At 46.4% G+C, this 19,226-nt stretch carries 18 protein-coding genes; 12 read left to right on the forward strand and 6 right to left on the reverse strand.

Annotated features, from left to right (window positions below):
- Positions 1 to 112: 112 nt before the first annotated feature.
- Both AC1DLM_RS05615 and rpmF read left to right on the forward strand, forming a co-directional pair.
- Positions 113 to 739, forward strand: coding sequence for a hypothetical protein (locus AC1DLM_RS05615; protein WP_477569379.1), 627 nt, complete (start codon positions 113 to 115; stop codon positions 737 to 739).
- A gap of 117 nt (positions 740 to 856) precedes the next feature.
- Positions 857 to 1,033: a 50S ribosomal protein L32 gene (gene rpmF / locus AC1DLM_RS05620; protein ID WP_047680282.1), complete on the forward strand. Its 177-nt coding sequence runs from the start codon at positions 857 to 859 to the stop codon at positions 1,031 to 1,033.
- Positions 1,034 to 1,424: 391 nt separating this feature from the next.
- On the opposite strand, the gene AC1DLM_RS05625 is transcribed toward rpmF, so the two are convergent.
- A complete protein-coding gene (locus tag AC1DLM_RS05625; protein ID WP_441989314.1) occupies positions 1,425 to 2,192 on the reverse strand; it encodes a DODA-type extradiol aromatic ring-opening family dioxygenase in 768 nt (255 codons plus the stop codon).
- Positions 2,193 to 2,234: 42 nt separating this feature from the next.
- Positions 2,235 to 2,588 (reverse strand): DoxX family protein, encoded by a 354-nt coding sequence (locus AC1DLM_RS05630; protein ID WP_441989315.1) that lies wholly within the window; start codon positions 2,586 to 2,588, stop codon positions 2,235 to 2,237.
- A 135-nt stretch (positions 2,589 to 2,723) separates the two neighbouring features.
- Here AC1DLM_RS05630 and AC1DLM_RS05635 point away from each other — a divergent pair, with 135 nt between their 5' ends.
- Positions 2,724 to 3,107, forward strand: a complete 384-nt coding sequence (locus AC1DLM_RS05635; protein ID WP_171628932.1) for a winged helix-turn-helix transcriptional regulator — start codon at positions 2,724 to 2,726, stop codon at positions 3,105 to 3,107.
- Between the two features lie 78 nt (positions 3,108 to 3,185).
- On the opposite strand, the gene AC1DLM_RS05640 is transcribed toward AC1DLM_RS05635, so the two are convergent.
- Positions 3,186 to 5,171 (reverse strand): hypothetical protein, encoded by a 1,986-nt coding sequence (locus tag AC1DLM_RS05640; RefSeq protein WP_477569380.1) that lies wholly within the window; start codon positions 5,169 to 5,171, stop codon positions 3,186 to 3,188.
- 141 nt (positions 5,172 to 5,312) lie between these two features.
- Between AC1DLM_RS05640 and AC1DLM_RS05645 the strand changes: the two genes are divergently transcribed.
- The 4 genes from AC1DLM_RS05645 to AC1DLM_RS05660 all read left to right on the forward strand — a co-directional run bounded on the left by AC1DLM_RS05645 (position 5,313) and on the right by AC1DLM_RS05660 (position 9,911).
- Entirely contained in the window at positions 5,313 to 6,167 is an 855-nt protein-coding gene (locus AC1DLM_RS05645; protein ID WP_441989317.1) for a hypothetical protein, read from the forward strand.
- 42 nt (positions 6,168 to 6,209) lie between these two features.
- A complete protein-coding gene (locus tag AC1DLM_RS05650) occupies positions 6,210 to 6,971 on the forward strand; it encodes a hypothetical protein (protein ID WP_477569381.1) in 762 nt (253 codons plus the stop codon).
- Positions 6,972 to 8,058: 1,087 nt separating this feature from the next.
- Entirely contained in the window at positions 8,059 to 8,733 is a 675-nt protein-coding gene (locus tag AC1DLM_RS05655; protein ID WP_441989319.1) for a phosphatase PAP2 family protein, read from the forward strand.
- A complete protein-coding gene (locus AC1DLM_RS05660) occupies positions 8,730 to 9,911 on the forward strand; it encodes an MGDG synthase family glycosyltransferase (protein WP_441989320.1) in 1,182 nt (393 codons plus the stop codon). The genes AC1DLM_RS05655 and AC1DLM_RS05660 overlap by 4 nt, the downstream gene beginning before the upstream one ends.
- Before the next feature lie 66 nt (positions 9,912 to 9,977).
- On the opposite strand, the gene AC1DLM_RS05665 is transcribed toward AC1DLM_RS05660, so the two are convergent.
- Positions 9,978 to 10,886, reverse strand: a complete 909-nt coding sequence (locus AC1DLM_RS05665; RefSeq protein WP_441989321.1) for an ArsR/SmtB family transcription factor — start codon at positions 10,884 to 10,886, stop codon at positions 9,978 to 9,980.
- 230 nt (positions 10,887 to 11,116) lie between these two features.
- On the opposite strand from AC1DLM_RS05665, the gene AC1DLM_RS05670 reads away from it, so the two are divergent.
- Together AC1DLM_RS05670 and AC1DLM_RS05675 are read left to right on the forward strand one after the other, a co-directional pair.
- Positions 11,117 to 11,722 carry a sialate O-acetylesterase gene (locus AC1DLM_RS05670; protein ID WP_477569382.1) on the forward strand — a complete coding sequence of 202 codons (606 nt, stop codon included), beginning with the start codon at positions 11,117 to 11,119 and terminating at the stop codon, positions 11,720 to 11,722.
- Positions 11,650 to 12,606, forward strand: coding sequence for a sialate O-acetylesterase (locus tag AC1DLM_RS05675; RefSeq protein ID WP_477569383.1), 957 nt, complete (start codon positions 11,650 to 11,652; stop codon positions 12,604 to 12,606). The genes AC1DLM_RS05670 and AC1DLM_RS05675 overlap by 73 nt, the downstream gene beginning before the upstream one ends.
- Before the next feature lie 314 nt (positions 12,607 to 12,920).
- Here the strand turns inward: AC1DLM_RS05675 and AC1DLM_RS05680 are convergent, their stop codons facing one another.
- Together AC1DLM_RS05680 and AC1DLM_RS05685 are read right to left on the reverse strand one after the other, a co-directional pair.
- A complete protein-coding gene (locus tag AC1DLM_RS05680) occupies positions 12,921 to 14,585 on the reverse strand; it encodes a DUF2339 domain-containing protein (protein WP_477569384.1) in 1,665 nt (554 codons plus the stop codon).
- A 190-nt stretch (positions 14,586 to 14,775) separates the two neighbouring features.
- Positions 14,776 to 15,360: a P-loop nucleotide/nucleoside kinase family protein gene (locus AC1DLM_RS05685; protein ID WP_441989325.1), complete on the reverse strand. Its 585-nt coding sequence runs from the start codon at positions 15,358 to 15,360 to the stop codon at positions 14,776 to 14,778.
- A gap of 189 nt (positions 15,361 to 15,549) precedes the next feature.
- Between AC1DLM_RS05685 and AC1DLM_RS05690 the strand changes: the two genes are divergently transcribed.
- From AC1DLM_RS05690 to AC1DLM_RS05700, 3 genes are all read left to right on the forward strand, one after another.
- On the forward strand, positions 15,550 to 16,683 hold the full coding sequence (locus tag AC1DLM_RS05690) for a serine hydrolase domain-containing protein (RefSeq protein WP_441989326.1): 1,134 nt from the start codon (positions 15,550 to 15,552) through the stop codon (positions 16,681 to 16,683).
- A gap of 123 nt (positions 16,684 to 16,806) precedes the next feature.
- Entirely contained in the window at positions 16,807 to 17,526 is a 720-nt protein-coding gene (locus AC1DLM_RS05695) for a 4'-phosphopantetheinyl transferase family protein (protein WP_477569385.1), read from the forward strand.
- An 85-nt stretch (positions 17,527 to 17,611) separates the two neighbouring features.
- Positions 17,612 to 19,204 (forward strand): AraC family transcriptional regulator, encoded by a 1,593-nt coding sequence (locus AC1DLM_RS05700; protein WP_477569467.1) that lies wholly within the window; start codon positions 17,612 to 17,614, stop codon positions 19,202 to 19,204.
- Positions 19,205 to 19,226 lie beyond the last annotated feature (22 nt).

Genomic DNA, 19,226 nt, shown 5'->3' on the forward strand with positions numbered 1-19,226 from the left:
GCTGCCCTTCGGGGTAGGAGGATTTTTTGTGTGTCTTCGTCCTACGAGTGAAACATTATTTGGAAATCCACGTCTGTTAGTTTAGGAGATTTCCAATGGAAGGACGACGCTTGTGAATAGATTGGTGATGGCTCTCTCTGTTGTATTCATACTAATTTTTATAAGCTTAGTATTGCCGAGTAAAAGCTATGCTTGTAGCTGCGGGCTGCAACCAGATCTAATAAAGGCTGTGGAACAATCTAAGGCTGTATTTTCAGGCAAAGTACTTGCCATCGAACCAAAGGTACTAGATATTAATGGCATTCTCGATCATAAAATCGCCGTTCATTTCGATGTAGAGAAATCGTGGAAAGGGATGAATCAGACGCAGGCCATTGTCCTTACCAACTTGGGTGAACCTTCGTGTGGCTATACGTTTGGGTTGGGAGAAACCTATCTTGTTTTTGCCTATGACTATGATTATAAGGAGAATATGCTGCAAACAAGTTCTTGTTCCTTAACGAAGAAGCTTACGGATGCTACTTCAGAACTGAGTAAGATGGGGCAAGGCGTGGATCCGATTGAGAATGTTAGTTTAAAAGACAAGATGGATACGATGGCGTATACGAATAAAAGGGCTTTGCTCGAAGCGATTTATCATCGATTGGTTCGGTATCATCTACTAGAATTCGTGCAAGTGGCCGTAATCCTAGTTATTGGGGCAGGTTTGCTGATGATTAGGGCAAGACGCCAATCGTAATTATTCGACAGTAGTCAGCTCAAAGGTGGGTTCTAGCATTGACAAACGGCTTCGAGAAGGCTATGATATCTCTTGTTGTTTAGTTAAAGTAGAAAAGTAACTGGAGGTGTTTTGACTATGGCAGTTCCTCAACGGAGAACGTCCAAAACACGTCGCGATAAGCGCCGTACTCACTTTAAACTGGCTGTGCCAGGAATGGTGAAGTGTGAACAATGTGCTGAACTTAAAAAAGCGCATCATGTTTGCAAAAACTGCGGTTCATATAAGGGTAGAGAGATCGTACAAGCTCAATAATCATATGAATCTTGCAATGAAAAAGACACTTCTAATAGAAGTGTCTTTTTTTTTACAAATAATAGAAAGTATAAAATTCAAAGAGCAGGATTCCCTTCTAAGTGTAGCGATTTTGCAGGTTCTTCGCCCGTCACGCGCTAGCGCACAAATATTGTGCGCAAGGTAAGCAGCCCCGTCGGCCGTCACGCGCTAGCGCACAAATATTGTGCGCAAGGTAAGCAGCCCCGTCTGCCGTCGCGCGCTAGCGCACAAATATTGTGCGCAAGGAAAGCGGCCCCGTCGGCCGTCGCGCGCTAGCGCACAAATATTGTGCGCAAGGTAAGCGGCCCCGTCGGCCGTCGCGCGCTAGCGCACAAATATCAAAATTGGCGGCGAATGCCTCCTTTTTCAATTAAAATTTAAAGGAAAGTGTGCTTAATGAACCATGCTCGATGGTGTCGTGCAGCACACGGATGTCGCGACCCGGGCTTCCGCTGCCAAGTGCAATGAGCAGAGGCACGAAATGCTCAGCACGTGGGACACCTATTGCTGCATGCGGTGCCAACGTTTCGTATTTACTTAAGGACTCGATATCTCTAGCGAGCACCTTTTCCCGAATCCAATCTCTGAATTGCACGGCCCATGAGCGTGGTGGAGCATCCTTGTCACGGTCAATTTCATTAAAGTTATGCGTCAAAAAACCGCTTCCGATGATGAGAATGCCATCTTGCTCAAGTCCTTGCAGTGCTTCACCGATCGCAATCTGCTGTCTCGCAGGCAAGAAGGGGTTGACCGAAACGGGAACGATAGGAATATCGGCTTCCGGATAAGCGTGCATCATTATAGGGAAGACGCCGTGGTCTATGCCGCGATATTTCATTTGAACCGGAATGTTATTTCGGCGCAGACGCGCTTCCACCATGGAAGCAACAATTGTTGAGCCCCTCGCGGGATATTGAACTTGGTAATAAGACGGAGGAAACCCGTAATAATCATATTCCATGTCATGAACATCGTCAGTCGCGGCAATGGTCGTAATTTCACTTTCGAAGTGGGCTGAGAAGATGACGATGGCTTTCGGGCGATTCTCCTGGCCAAAGCGGTTCAGGAACGCCGTGAATTCGGATTTTTCAAAAATGGTATAGGGTGAGCCGTGAGGCAAGAAGACAGGGGAAAGCATAGTTGGACCTCCTACTCGTCATTGTGTTAATCTGTATGCAACTTACCAACGTCCGATTGCTACAAATAGTAATATCGCCAAGAAAATGATGTTCATCCCGATCCCTGAGTTTTCTTTTCTTTTCGCGTGGAATACGGCTGCGAGTACCATGATTAAACATAGTGCAATAGCGGCAATTGGCGTCAAAATAGGTGCGATTCCTGTCGCATAAGGGACAATTAATCCTAATCCTCCAAGTAGTTCGGATACCCCGATGAAAGTTACCAGGCCTTTTGATGACTCTTTGACCCAAGGCATACCGGCTTTGGCTTTCTCATACTGAAAAGATTTCATTGAACCTGCCATAATAAATGCTAATGCTAAAATTCCCTGTGCGATCCACAATGCGATATTCATAAAATAAAATTACCTCCTTGAATTAAGTAAGTGTATAGTCGTATAATAATCCCTAGGAGCGATACTGAGAAGTAGTTACTCAAAATAAACCTAGTATACAAAAAGATACCTAAGTAAATTGAGGAGGAAATCAATATGGAGGAACCCCATTGTAAATTTGAAACTGTCCTAGAGATTCTTGTAGGCAAATGGAAGCCCATCGTTTTGTTTCACCTTTTCTCGAATGGCACGATGAGATTTAGCGAACTTCAAAAAGCGATTCCCGATATAACGAAAAAAATGCTAACCCAACAATTAAGAGAGCTAGAGTATCACGATATTGTTCATCGAAAGATCTATCACCAAATTCCTCCCAAAGTCGAATATTCCATCACCGAACACGGCAAAGGAATGTCTACGGTCCTACAGGCGATGAATGATTGGGGAATGTCGCATCTCACCCATCTGAATGAGTTGTATGGGCAAGAGAGATCTGTGGAATCATTTGAAGGCAGATTGGACGAAGTGACAGGGAATTAGAGGGAGTTAAGCAGATAGGAAGTCAAAAAGAAGAAGCCTCTTCCAAGGCTTCTTTTTTCGTATATTCCTGTCAATCAACTACTCCATTACCACATGCCAAGTCTGCATCCACACGATTCGCTCACCTACTCGAAGAACGATGTTCACGTCGTGAGGGCCAGAAGTCAGGGTTCTTGAAGTATTCAGTTGGAACAATGGCGTGACCGTGTCAGCGGAAACGGCCTTACTGGCGGGTGCAACCGCGATCGATGATAAGGCATCCTTGCCGCCTAGATCATTATTTTCCTCCAAAGATAGCCGTGGCTGGATGGCGTCTTTGAGATTTTTCTGAGTCCATTGTACCTGCGTATCGTAAAGGAAAGCATGCAGTCTAGCGGTTGTTCCTGCTAACTTGTCAGGGAGCTTACCGAGTTCGACTTTGTAGCCTCCTTCATAGTAAGCGTGCCCMTCATACCAAGGAATGGGGGAAAGTCCGAATAATAACTTCACATCCGTCTGTTCCAAGTACCACTCACCTTCTTGTTGCTGGGGGATGCTGCTAAGGGCAACGGATTTGGTTAAACTATTTTTCCAGTAGATATCAGCACGTTGTTCCCCTTTGTGTAGAACGAAGGCATAGTCGCCTTTCGAATAACGAACGGCACCGTTCGGATCTTCCACATCCGCTTGCTGGTATCCCAACTGCTCAGCTAGAACCTTCAGCTTCAGGACATCCACGCCTTTTTTTACATAGCCTGCGTCAACATTCTCGTTCCACTTTAGAACGCCTTGGCTATCAAGCTTAAGAATAACCTGTTGTGGATATTGGGTTTCAATCTGTAGTTCAGTACCCGTATCGAGGTCCCAGAATCTGTCTTGGTTCCAGGGTTGTAAAGGGATCCACCCGGTATGTCCTTCCTTACTGGCCTTGAGCCAGGTGGCGCCGTTTGGCAGACTCCATACCGCGGAAACCTCCACATCCTGATTTCGCAGCAAAAGGACAGAAGATGTATAGTACACATCAGGATAACGCATTAACTCACGGTCACCATGAATGGATACCTTCCAATGAACGTTCACCGCGTCCGCGGGCTCCCCGTATAAGAGATTAATCCATCCTGTTCCTTTGGACGTGTGTACATGGTACCAAGTTGAGAAATGCCAAATCTCATAAGGACCTCTACCAGTCCATAACGGCTGGGTGATTTTCTCGAAGGCAGTAACCTTCTCCCCTGTGACGACGGCAGTTTCTTTGTTTGCTGGGTCAGTGAATAGTGGAATCTCCGTAGTCAGGTTTAATGTTTCATCGGTAGGGACGATGGTCACACCTGCTTGCGAAGTCCACAGAGGACCCACCTCGGTTTCAACCAAGAAGTAACGGTCATAAATCGTTGTATACTCTTKGATGATTCGTGTTTCCCTAGCAGATGCGGTTTCCATCGAAGTCTGCGCTAATTGTAAAAGGGGCAACAGCTCCTTACTGCCGTAGATACCTGGATAATAGACGGGCTTGCTGACGTCTTGAACGGTGCCTATTTGCTTCACGGGGATGTGCGCCCACAAGTCTCCCATCCATGACGTATGAATCTGAATCCAGGCTTTACTGGACGTGTCATTCGTGTAGAACCACTGCTTCTCCGCACTGACGACCTTCACTTCTTGAGGTGCGAGGGCTGCTACCGAACCGCCTCGTTCGCTCATTTTGCTATAAAGAGGTGTGTCCGAGGTTAGCAAAATGTGATCGGGTGGAGCGATATCAATCTCCCATGGATTTGGACGAATCCAACGAGGGCCGAACATTGTCTCAATTTTCCAGTTAGCTGCGCCAATAGACCAAGCGCCATTCGTCTCGATGACATTGACGTTTTGCGGAGAAAACCATCCCTCGGGCTGATCGGCAGGTGTATCTGCTGCAGGATAGTAAGCTGTATCCGACAGTAGCGCTATCGATCCAGGAATACGTAAACCATCTGGGGGATAGGGCCCCTGAGCCATGAATTCCGCCGAGGTTTCTGCAGGTTTACCTAACAGTCCCGTAAGTGTTACCACTAACAAAGTTACCATCCAACTTGCTCGCCAATTCATTTCGCAACCACTTCCCATCACCAATTGTGGTAAATATTTCAAATATTAGACGTAAAGTAGGGGCAAAAAGTTTCTGAAATCGGTGTAACATAGTGGAAAAGGTGTGATGAATAGACTTTCTTGAAGTTGGGAGGCGAACTCATGAAATTTAGAAGGTTAATCCCGTTACTTATTGGTACAATGCTCCTGTTGCTCTCGGCACAGCCATTGCTCTTGATGGGGCAAGAGATGATTATCGGAAGCCGTGTTAACCGTGACTTTACTTTTGATCATATCTATGTGAATTTCATGGAATTAGGTAAAGTGGAGATTCTCGGGAGAGGCGCACCCATTCCAGTAGATCGTATTTCAGTTGAGAATTATATAGCTGTTGGCAACGACAGCAAAGCTATTCATACAATCGCAGCGTATACGGACATGAATCGACGCGACGACGCGACGCGGCTTACCTACACTAGAGTATACAAGTGGGAGGGGCAGACGATTGAAATTGCAGATCAATTCCAATCGGGCGTATTTAATGAATCCAGTCGTGAACAAGCGAATTTAAAAATGACAATCAATCACAAGGATTGGTCTGTAGAGGGGCCTGTCCTGGTGAGGCCGAATTTCTTGGATGATAATCGGTACCATGGATACTTTGGGGTCTTGACCGTCGAGGAGAATGGAATTGAGAAGTTCGTGGTTATTCAACGAATCTCTGGAACAGCGTTTACCCCGGATAAAAACTTGTCATGGCGCATTCTAAGTGTCGATAGTGATGGTCAGGTTGAAGAAGATCGATTCACATTTGATGAGCTGGGTGAGGTTCCACAAAGGGTGAATATGATCAATCTGACGTCAACTTCACCTTCTGCCGTGGGATATCAGAGTGACATTTTGCTCGGCTGGCCATCTCTTATTTTCCCGTTGGCGTACCCGTATGGAACAGCTTTACTAGGACTCCTTTTCGTTGTCGTTGGGTTAGTGATAGGATTTCGCACATTTCGTGAATAATAAGATACGGTTTAAGTGATGAGTCGAAAGGAGGGGGTGCGGTTGAAAATCACGTATTATTTCATGGTATTCGCATTCATGATCGGGTTGTCCGCGTGCCAAGCAGATGAGCTTGCAACGGTTGTTTCGAGCGCTGTGCCAGAAGAGCCGACGGCTTCTATTCCTCTGAAAAAGGGAGAAGTTGCCCCCAAGGTGAGCGAGGCTAAAAATCCGTCAGTCCTTATGCCCAAAGGTTGGCAGCAGCTTGTCCGTCAAAGTGTCCCTGTACGTGTGGAAGGTGACTTGAACAAAGACGGTAACCAAGACGTAGCCATGGTCATAGAAAAGCTGGATAGCGGAGAAGACCAAGCACCTGAAAGGGCGCTTTTGATTGCTTTTGGGAATAAGGAGGGCACCTACACACGATCGATCATGGCGGATAAGGCGATCCTGAAAGCCGATGAAGGCGGAGTATGGGGCGATCCACTAGCGGGCATTTCTATCGATAGAGGCTCCCTTATCGTGAGTTTCTATGGGGGAAGTAACGACAGATGGTACGGGAACTACCGATTCAGATTTCAAGACGAAGACTGGTACCTGATCGGTGCCACGGTGGGATCCTTCTATTCGGGGACGATGACCGAAACGACAGGTGACGAAGAAGAATATAACCTGCTTACAGGTGATTACGTCAAACGAATCGTTGACGATCCGAAGGCTGAGAAGCCCACTTCACACACGATAAAAGGCAACAGGGGGAAGAAGAAACTGCTGAAGCTAAGTGAATTTGTGGCGACGGGATCAACGGATCAGTTTTTAAAATAAGGCTTGTCCGCGGCTGTTGGATGCGTCGGTTGACGCTGATGGTTGCTGCGGAGGGAGGGGGGCAGTGACGGCAGTGCGGCAGTGGCAGCAGTGGCAGATTTAGATGGATTTCCTCCATCTATTTTCGGCGTAAATTGATCGAAACACAATTTAAATGGATTTCCTACAGCTAATTTGACGCAATCTCCCTCTTTTGCCGCGAAAGGTCAGATTTAAATGGAGATTTTCCATCTAATGCTCGATTTTAGTGAAAAACCCTGAAATTAGCTGGAGAAAATCCAGTTAGTTGGCCTGGGGGCGAGTATCTAAACACCACCAACGCTACTCGACCACCTACATGTCAGCATCTACACGCAACAATCTACACTCAGCTATCCACATGCCACGAACCGCATACAACCATGCACAAGTCATCAACCACCAACCACCAACCACCAACGCCACTCGACCAACACATGCCACTATCCTGCAAGTTCTATCTACTCTGCCACCAGCATTTTGTTCTACCCTCAGTCGTCCTTTCCCGCCAGCCTACCTTCTACCGTCACTCTTCTCGCTCCATCCAGCGCCTTCCTCCCTCTTTTTGCCCTCAAATTTGCCATGGAAATCCACCCAATACATACTTATCCCCAAAAATATCCACAATATCAACATGTCCACAAAGCAAGCTGTGCATAATCTTTTCAATATCTTATACACATATCCACAGAAAATGTTATCCACAGGTCGAGAGTGTGATAGCCTTTTGGACGTGAAACCGCTAGTCCTCATTACAAACCATAATGACATGCTTCACACAGAGATGCTAGAAGATGCTTTTCCGCGTATGATTTGGTATGCTGTATTATGTTGTAATATTTCTGTAATCATATTGTAACAGTAACATTTGTGCCGACATCTGCTAAGCAGACAACGCATTGGCGTCATCAACCTTCATCTTATATGCACCAAAGGATGTGGACAACTCCGCCTTTGGTCTAGGTTTTTTCACGACTTTTGGCTAAAGAAAGACAGTACCTTGGTGCGTTTAGCAAATGGCTATACTCCTTTATGATAGAGATAACGTAGAGGAGAGCGAGGATTTGGCATGAGAACAAAAGCTTGGGTGTCCTATTTGCTTGCGTGCAGCGGACTACTTTTGATCCCGTTAGTAGGGCTCATTTATATACATTTAAATCAAGATAACGGTACAGCGTACAGTTTAATGACGGATCTCGATCGACAGATCCCTTTTATCAAAGGCTTCGTCGTTCCTTATTTATCCTGGTATGTCTTTCTTGCCGTAGGATTCCTATATTTAGCGTATCGAGATCGCTCGAATTATATCCAGACACTCGTGGAATTTATCATAGGTTTGCTTTTGTGTTATAGCGTCTATGCTATATATCAGACGACAGTGCCGCGACCGAACATTGAAGGCAGTGATTGGCTGCTGCGGACGGTCCAGTGGGTGTATCGCTCGGATGAACCGTTTAACTGTTTTCCCAGTACACACGTGTTAACAGCATACCTCATGATGAGAGCCTATCTCCGATCCAAACGAATTGCAATGTCGCACACAATCATTGTAACGAGCATGGCGATTCTCATTATCGTTTCAACATTATTCGTTAAGCAGCATGTGTTAATGGATATCGTGGGTGCAGTGCTAGTGGCAGAAGGAGTCGTCTATCTAGTGGAGAGAAGTAGAAGAACGTGGTTAACAGGATCGACCGCTGCTAGTGCGCGGCAGGATAAGCTCGAAAGGGGACTGAAGCAATGAGAAGCAAAGGAAAGCTTTTGATACTGACGGGCAGTCTTGGCGATGGGCACAATAAAGCAGCACAAGCTATTCTTGAAGCGGTACGTATGTACAGACCGGATATGGAAGTGAAGGTCGTCGATTATTTGGCGTGGACGCATCCGTATCTGCATGGGTTCGGTAAATACTGTTATATGCAATGGGTAAAAAGCTTGCCCTCCGTATACGGTTTTCTATATCACAAGACCAGACATGATACCGCGTTATCCCATTTGTTCAAAAGAATGAAGTCATTCAGCACCGAACGGATGCTGGATTTGTTAGAAGAGGAAGCACCCACGGAAGTCGTGTGTACGTTCCCAGGTGCTGCGGCAGCGATGTCTTATCTAAAATGTAACGGCCTTACGATCGTGCCGACCGTGACGGTCATCACCGATTACACCGATCACAGCTACTGGATTCATCCGGGGACGGATAAGTATCTGGTTGGGGCCGAGCATGTGAAACAGGCGCTCCTGCGGTATGCGATTCCTGAACAACGTATCGTTGTGACAGGGATACCGCTTCGCATGCCATTCACACAAACCTACAATCGTGAGGAGCTTCGTGATAAATATGGCTTGCACCGCGACATGCCAACTGTCCTTGTGATGGGCGGGGGCCATGGGCTGATCGGGAAGTCGTTTAAATCGGTGCTGCAGTCGGATGATCTGAAGACTCCCGTGCAGTTTGTGTTCGTCTGTGGTCGCAATGAGAAGCTGAAACAGCATTTGGAAGAAGAGTTGGGCGGCTCGAATACGCACCATCATGTGATGGTGACAGGGTTCGTCGATCATGTGCACGAGCTGATGGCACTATCTGATCTGATCGTGACGAAGCCAGGCGGGCTCACCGTATCCGAAGCGCTTGCGCTGGATTTGCCGATGATGCTGTACAAGCCAATTCCAGGCCAAGAGCAGGCGAATGCTGCCTATCTCGTTGGAATCGGAGCAGCTGTCGAAGTGAAGAACGCAGCCGAGATGAAAAGGCAGTTGTTAGAGGTCATCGCGAATCAATCTGTACTGCTCAAGCTGAAAAAGAATGCACAAATGAGTCATCGTCAACCTGATGTGCTTCGCACGGTAGATGCGATTTTGGAAACGGAGCATCATTATCTTCCGATTCAGGATGACTTACAATTTTCTTATGCCAATGTTTAAAATAGAGCTCAAAATAACCCTATTCCTCCCTCTTTTTGAGGTGGGGGAATAGGGTTATTTAGTTTGCTATTTATCTTCTTGCATCGTCACGATGATGTCTTGAGCATAGTTGCCGAATTGTTTGCCGAATAGCGTAACACCACCACAATTCGTGGACGTTTCTAAGGAGGCAATACGGAAATGAATATCTTGGGAGAATACGATATTCAGGTCGTGTATGGTCGTCGCTGAGATTTGTGTGCCATCTAGAAAGGAACCCTGGGGATTCACGGTAATGATTTTCAGCAGACCATGCTGTGTGTTGCCATTTCCCCACCAGTCGGGGGAGAGTACCCCTCTGTGTTTGCCGAAATCACCAGGGCAGGTCCACTGTCCGAGTGGCTTATCGTTGATCGAAAACGAAATATCCGAAGGCCAATTTTCGTTAAAGCCAGGAGCTTCCGAGCAGATTTCAAATGAAATTTCCAACGAACGAAGCTTCTGGTTGCTGTGGAAAAAATTCGGGATACGGTACTCCACGTAACCGCTGCCGAACCAAAGAATGCCTGCTTGTACATGCTGCGGATCCGCAAAATACCGCGGATCATCGAGCACGCCAATCAGCTGCGTCGGTGACGCCAAGCCACACGTCGGGTTCACGTCGAAGGAGGCGTACTGACCGATGGGAATCGCAACCGTCGTTGTCGGATGCTCATAAGGCTTCTTCGACTTAAACTGAAGTGTGGCTTGTTCAAGCTGCAGGTAGCAAATCTTTTGCGTGCCTCGTACACCGGTCACGTTCTCCGACCGCACAATGCCAGCTTGCTCCAGTTTCTGAATATGCTTCGTCACGATCGCTGACGAAATCTCTAGTCGCTGGGACAGCTGTTTAATATTTAATGGCGCTTCGCCAAGCAGTTCAATCATCTTCACGCGAGTTTCCGATGAGAAGCATTCCAGGAAGGGCATATTTTTGGATGAAACCTCAATTTGCATAGGGGAAACCTCAACTTTGTAGGCATATTTATTTCTATTGTATAACCTGTAGGTTATTTAAACAACTTGATTGTGAGTGTTTGTTGTATGCTGGAGAAATCGTTGTTAGAAAAACAAAAAAACGCCCTCCGCCTACTCGGCAAAAAGGACGTTCTTCGTCAAAGAAATAGTGTATCATGAGATAGAGGATTAATCCATTATATACCAAGTTTAGATAACGAGGTGTGAAAATGAGTAATCGCTTTCAACTGCATGCAATTTTCTCCGAAGGAGTGATTTTGCAGCGAAATCAAGAGAACCCCGTCTGGGGGACAGGCCCGGATGGGATGCAGCTAACCTTGGAGTGCCAAGGACAACAGGTTCAAACCGTCTGCGCAGAGGGCAAGTGGCAGGCGATGCTGCCAGCATCCGAAGCGGGAGGCCCGCATATTTTAACCATCAGCTCCGAGGGACAACAACTGGCAACCGTTCAAGATGTCTACTTTGGCGATGTGTGGCTAGCTGGCGGACAATCCAACATGGAGTGGAAGGTGCGAGATACGAGTCACGCGGAGACGGACATCGCGGAAGCGAATTTCCCTCTGATTCGTCACTTCGAAGTTCCTCGATTAGAGTGGGAGGATTCATCCGAAGCAACGCCCATGAACGCAACGTGGAAAAAGGCTACTTCTGAAAATGTCCCTGATTTTTCAGGGGTTGCTTATCATTTTGCCCAGCATATTCAGGCTTCAGAAGGCGTACCGATTGGCATCATCGGCTGCTATTGGGGAGGCACCTCGGCATCGAGCTGGGTGAGGCCACCATTAACCAGCAACCAGAGCTGCAGGTGTATATAGATTCCTTCCAAGAACAGGTGAAGGATTTCGACTGGGATGCCTTCGCAATAATCCGTCAAGCCTATGATCAATCAACGGCAGACTATGAATTACGTAAAGCTGCTGGTGCAAGTGATGAGGAGCTCGGCGGCTATCCATGGCCGCCTCCAATGAGTCCGCATAGCTTCATGAGACCAAGCGGTCTCTACGAAACGATGCTGCTCAAGGTAGTTCCCTATGGGGTAAAGGGGTTTCTGTTCTATCAAGGAGAAAGCGATGCAGGCCATGCTGAGCTGTACGATAAACTGCTATCAGGTCTTATCCATAATTGGCGTTCACTCTGGCACAATGACAATCTCCCTTTCCACTTCGTCCAATTGACATCCTACTGTGCGGATTGTAAACCAGACGGTGAATCGTGGCCGCTGCTTCGCGAGTCCCAAGCGATCGTGAATGAGCGCGTCCCGCATACGGGCATGGCCGTCACATTAGATTGCGGGGAACGCGATGACATTCATCCGCGAGATAAGCGGACAGTCGGGCAGCGCCTCGCTTTAACAGTGTTAGAGCATGTCTATGGGAGAGAGCTTACGAGCTCAGGCCCCGTGTACCTTGAGCTGCATATTGAAGGTGGGCGAATTGTGCTTCATTTTGATCACACAGATGGGGGACTAGGACTTTCTGGGGGGAACGAGCAACTTATCGGCTTCCAAATTGCTGCGGAGGATGGTTTGTACCTGACCGCTGAAGCGAGTATCGTTGGGAACACCGTCCAAGTGTGGCATCCAGAGATTACGAAGCCAGCTAAGGCGCGTTATGCCTGGGCGAATTACACGGAGGCCAATTTAGTAAATGGACTTGGCTTGCCAGCGGGGACATTCCGCACGGACAGAGCAAGAGAATAGTTCAAGAAATCAGGAGGTTGTCCCCGAAACGCTCGTATGCGGCGGGGAGAACCTCTATTTCCATTTTTTTTGGAACAGGTGCCAGCTGTGAAAGATGCAAAAGGGCATCTTTGCTCATCGAATTAATCGCTCTTTCCGAAATACGTGCAATTAGGCAACAATTTCTGCTGGTACTCATCATTTCGGCACCTTAGCGTCATAAAGGTTGCACTTTTGCATTAATGTAGCTAAGTTTAGCTATTTATCCCGAAAATTAGTGCTCTTTTGCATCTTTGCCCCCGACTTCAATGGCTGACGATGCGTGGCGGGAGTACTCACGTGTTGGATGTCTTCTTGTAGAAGAAGCGAGATAACAAAAGGCCGACAAATCCAAGTCCGATGAACAAAATAGCTTTAATTGTCAGGGAGACATTTGGCAAATCCATCAAGATGACCTTCATTAAAGTTAGAAATAACAAAGCGATACCAGTGAGTCTGATTTGTTTGACTTCTTTTTTCAATCCGTAGGCAATTACACTAATCGCGTAAAGGAGCCACGCCGTCGAAACACATAAGTGTTGGATATTCACACTGAAACCATCTGTCAATGTTCCGGTTACTTCCGTTATGAACCACAAGAATAGGAATCCAAGTCCATACTTAAGCGTAATTAATGTGTTCTTCGTGTTGGTGCCGACCCCGAAATGTGAAACTATTGCAATCATACCTGCCAGGGTTCCTAATAATAGCAGCCATATTAACATGTCGACCGACAGAATACTGCTCATACCCTCGGTGACTGTACCCAATGCAGTTGCAAAAGCGATTACATAGATGATGATTCCATTGATTTTTTGTAATAGCGACTTCACAATGAAACCAAGTAACAACGCAATAATTCCCTCAACTAATAGGAAACCAGGTAATGCATCAGCGCTGAAGTAGTTGGCCGAGTAGAATAGTAAAGCATAGGATGCTACTGTCATCGTATAGGGTAGCTTCTCGTGTGCTTTTCTACTGAACCAGTAGGAAATGAAGGCATAGGCAATACAAGTGGAAATCATCACAACGTTGAATTGCGTATCTGTGTAGGCCACTTTAAACCAAATAGCGGTGAACGCGAAACTTGGAATCAGCAATCGAAGTTGATGATTCATTGTGGGGCTTTTCAAACAGATAGACGCTAGCAAAGCTACTTGTTGTACTAACATCCCAATTGCTGCAACCTTTGTATCCCCATGTACACCAAGGCCAAATAGGAACAAGGCTAAGGGGAGTAGCGCGAACGAAGTATAGAATAAGCCGACAAATGTATGTCGTATGGCATATATCATAAAACTTACAAATAACAGCGTCTCGTAGCTAACGAAAAATACGGAGGAAGGGTTGTTACTATTTAATAAGAAAGGTGTCAGAACACCTGCTGCACTTGCTATGATCGCCAAGGATTGTGATTTTAATTTGTGTGAAAACCATAAGCCCAAGACGACCCATAACACATTCAGTGTGAACGCAATAGGCGCTCCAATGAGTTCATACAATTGATGACAAGCAAAGGTGGTTAGCATTAGTAATCCGATGGAACCGCCTAACAACACTTGTGACAGCAGTGGACGATTAGCCTTGTGTTGTTTAAACCCGAGGATTATGAAGGTTCCCCCGACGACATAGCCAATAGCACAGCGCATCCGCTCAGTGAGGAGTCCGTTGTCAACCGCCGCTTTGAATCCCCATACGATACCGATCAGAAGTACAAACATAAAAATTCTCGGCAGCCATACCCTAGCAATGAGGTGTTCCCAGTCGGTCTCTTCTTTCATAGCTTCTTGTTGGGGTGGTGCAATGGGCTGAACTTGAACGGGAATGCGATTGGGAGTGGGATTAGGATTAGGATGACTTACTCTGTTTTCAGTTGGTTTGCTTTGCTTTAGAAGTGCGAGTTCTTTCTCGAGCTCGACAACTCTCTTTTCTAAGTTCTCAAATCGATTATGAATGTCCAAGAAGTAACCTCCCTTTCGCTCAGTGGTAATTTCGGGCAAATGTTTATACATTTAAGATAACAGTTTATGATGGATGAAATAAGTACTATTCTGCAGTAGTACCTAGATGAAGATAGAAATTATATCAACCAAAGAACCCAGCAAACCATTGCGTTTGCTGGGTTCTTTCATTTGCTCCCATACACCCAATTCAAGCCAGGATAAAGGCAGCTAATTCAGCTTCCCTAGCATCCGATAAAGGCTCCGAATTATCCCAATACAGGAGAGATGACGGTTCCATCCGCCAAGTAACTTCTCTGCGCTGCAGGGATGAACGGAATTGATCCCAATTGTCCAGCTTCCATACATCCAATTCCAAGCCCCTTAAGCGAATACGCTCCTTATAAACATCCTCACTCGGTAAATACGCGTAAATCACCTTAACACGGACATTCTGTATGGAAGCTCCGATACGAGCCAACTCCCCTTCCAGCCACAGCGGGTCTCCCTGTTCCTTCGTAAATGGCCCGATCACGATAGCATCCTGATCAAGCAGGAGCTGTTCAAGCGCCGCATCCATCGTGATGCGATATCCCAAATCGCGGCAGTGTTGCTTATAAAAAGGCGAATCCCGATCGCTGGGATCTTGCCCAGCAAGGGTCATGATCGCTTCTGCCGCGGGGCGCAGCAATGTGTCCATATCTAAGAAAGCTCCGCCATGTCGGCGCACCCAAGCTCTTGCTAGCGTTGTTTTGCCTGCACCTGCAGGACCGATGAAGAAGATTAATTTGCGCATGGTGACCTCCAAAATTTACGGTGTAAATGACTGTTCAACAAATTGTAACATAAGAGCGTTTTCAACACAGATTTTCAGGAAACTTTCAGCTATCTTAAGGTTTCTTTAAGATTCACACCACATTTGCTTCACACTTTTTCTGTATATTACAAGAAAAAAGGGGAAAACCAAACTGGAAGGATCGATCTTGTGGTAACAAATGTGATTAGTCCAACTCGAAGTAGTATGGAAGCAACATCCCGTCCACCGGCTCAATGGCCCACGCATGGCTGGCCAACATCAACGCCTGAGGCACAAGGATTATACTCAGCTACGTTAGCTAAGACTTTTGACGTTTTCCATGATCAAGGCGTGCACAGTATAGCGGTTATCCGGAATGGTGTATGGGTGGCAGATGCTTGTAAAGAAGGGATTCAACCTGGAATTCCGCAAGATATGAAATCAGTTACCAAAAGCGTGACATCAGCATTAATCGGAATTGCTTTAGCAGAGGGAAAACTGAAGACGATTGAACAGCGTCTGGCTACATTTTTTCCAGAGTTAGAAAATGATCCTTTAAAATCAAAGATCCAATTGAAGCATCTGCTCAGCATGACTTCAGGACTTTCATGGGATAATGATCAGGAACAATCATCGACTGAGATGATGCATGCAGCGGATTGGGTAGCGTATATTCTAAATCGCCCAGCCCAACATCAGCCTGGTGCTGTGTTTAACTATTCGAACGGTGATGCGCATTTACTCTCGGCAGTAATAGGGAAAGTAACGGGTATGTCCATGTTTGAATATGCGAAGTCGCGGTTATTCGAACCGCTTGGCATAACGAATGTGAAATGGAATCATGATCATCGAGGCATTACAATTGGCGCGTGGGCATTGGCTTTATCACTGGAGGACATGGCGAAGTTAGGCTTGCTGTATCTGAATGAAGGACAGTGGGAAGGAAAGTCAATTATTCCCCAATCTTGGATTCGCACATCATTCATGAAGCGAGTAACTTTAAATTATAGTAATGGTACGCAAGGCTCTTACGGCTATTATTGGTGGACTAAGTCACTTGCCAAAGGTTTAAATAAGGGAAGTCGCAAGGAAATGGAAATTTTCTATGCTTCGGGTTCAGGCGGTAGACGTATCTTCGGTATTCCGGAATTGAAGATGATTGTTGCATTAACAGCGAATACCGGTGATGTGGATATGCCAGAAAGTCTGCTGCACCACGTGGTGCAGGCTGTAAGGTCGAACAAGCAGCTCTCTGAGAACCCATTGGCCTTCGAACAATTGCAGCAAGCGAAACAACGTTTCGAGGAAACACCCTATATGTAAAAAGGAAAGCTGTGTATCAGAGGATACACAGCTTTTCTACGTGTGCATGTTGCAAAAGGAGGATTCGCAGGTATTGGATCGAAATGAGTGAATGGTTAATGGAATATTTGTGGCATAAATGAGGTGTTCACCATCGCGCGTTTATATGTATTACCAATTACGTCAATAACTCCAGAAGCGGTAACCGAAGGACTCACCTATATATCGGAAGAGAAGCGGGCACGCCTGCATCGCTTTCGTCACCGAGAAGATCTGATCCGAGGATTGATGGCGGATCTGCTGCTTCGTAGTCGAATTATCGAGGACCTTCACATGGACAATGCAAGTATCAGGTTCGAGCTCAATAGCTACGGTAAACCGCGACTCAGCGGGGTGAGTAACTACCATTTCAATGTGTCCCACTCGGGGGATTGGGTGGTCTGTCTGGTGGACAGCGATCCCGTCGGCGTCGATGTGGAACGCGTGCAAGCCTTCGAAGACGGGATTGCTCGATCCTTTTTTGCGGAGGATGAGTATCGCTTCGTGCTGAATGGCGCTCAAGATAAGGATAAGCAGCTGCGTTTTTATCAGATTTGGACGGCCAAGGAAAGTTATATCAAAGCTGTAGGCAAAGGGCTATCGCTGCCGCTTACCGACTTCTCAGTCTTGATCTCGGAAGGTGTGGAGGGGTTGAAACTATTAGGCGGCGAGGCGTGGCAGCTCTCATCCTTTGAACTGCCCCGCGCTCAAGACACGAATACCTACTATTTAACGACATGCTGCAAACCATCGGCACACGTGAAAGGTCCGGAACGAGCAGATGCAAACTATATTTTAAGCACATTTAGGTCTGTCAATCGTTGACAGGCCTTTGCTTTTTGTGCTAAATTTTAAATTGATAATGATTCTCATTTTCATAAATAGAGGGGAGCCTGCTGCCTTGTCTGAAGTGTTGACTAAAGATGAAGACACGTTCCTTTGCCTTGATCATACATGGCTTAAATTTCGTACTGCTCAATTCATTCAAGAGGGAAATTTGGCTCAGCAATTTATTTCTTCTTACTGCATGATCGTTGTTAAGCATGGTGAAGGCCATTTGAGAATAGATCTGGAAACTTTTCGTATGCAACCGGACACTGTACATATTTTAATGCCTGGCGAAACGGTTGGTTTTTGTGATGGACAGAAGTCAGAGTTGTATCTCATTGTTTTTGATATTCAGGGTGATACGTCAGATGATGAGGTGAATTTCCCACTCATGGGCGAGCTGCGTGTCCATATCGAGGGTACACTGACTCAGCTGTGTGATCAGCTATTTGCATGCTGTAGAAGTGAGAGCGCTGTGGAGCGATTTCGAGGACAGTCCCTATTTCTAGAACTGATGCATTGGGTGATGACGCATATTCGTCAGAATCCCAAGTCCGACTCACGGGCCGCTATGGATCGTACGAAGAGCTATATCGAAGCCCATTTTAAGGAAAGTTTGACGATTGAACAGCTCGCACGTATGGCTGAAATTAGTCCGAAATATTACGTGAGTTTATTCAAAAAAACGTGCGGCAAAACCGCCATCGACTATCTTACAGAAGTTAGAGTGAACATGGCGAAGCAGCTGATGCTGCAAACCGATGTACGTTTGAAGGATGTTGCCTACCAAGTGGGTTACAATGATGAGTTTTATTTTAGCCGCATGTTTAAGAAAGAAGTTGGTGTCTCCCCGACCGAGTATTTGAAAAATCGCCGACAACGAATCGTCGCTTATTCTGTGGCGGTGCTCGGACAATTGCTTGCACTCAAGATCATGCCTTACGCTGCCCCCCTACACCCCAAATGGAGTTCCTACTACTATAATAAATATCGCACAGATATCCCTTTGCACTTGAGTGGCTACCGGTTTAATGAGGATTGGGAAACGAACGTGGAAGCACTGGAGCATAGTCAGGTGGATTACATCATTAGCACAGACCAGTTGGCAATGAAGGAGAAGGAGCGATTGTCTCAAATTGCCCTTGTTCATATTGTACCTCTGTATGATAAAAGCTGGCAGGAACAACTGCACGCCACGGCACAAATTGTAGGTGCATTAGATGAAGCAGTTGTTTGGATAGACGGTTACAACCGCGAGATTAAGATCGTACGGGAGCGACTGCAGGAAGAGCTCCAGAATGATAAAGTGTTGATTGCCAGCTTATTAGGCGATAGCTTCTTCCTATTCCCGACACGTGGGATGCGAGATGTCTTTCTAGATCTGGGTTTACAGGCGCCGCTGGGCTCAGAGCAATATGCAGATAACCAAAGTTTGACACTGGAAGAGTTGGCACATCTCGATGCGGATCATTTGCTTCTCAACATACGGCAGGAATCAAAGACATTGCAGCATTGGGAGCGAATCCGAGCGTCTGCCCCATGGCAGGACCTGAAAGTTGTACGCAGAAATCGCCTACATCTCATTTCCTCTGATCCGTGGCGCGAGTACTCTGCTTATGCCATGGAGCGCATGGTTCAAGACATTCATGATCATCTATGTGACAATCGTACATGAGAACTTCCGTATATTGTCCATG

The organism is Paenibacillus sp. 01T442 (genome assembly GCF_056398345.1).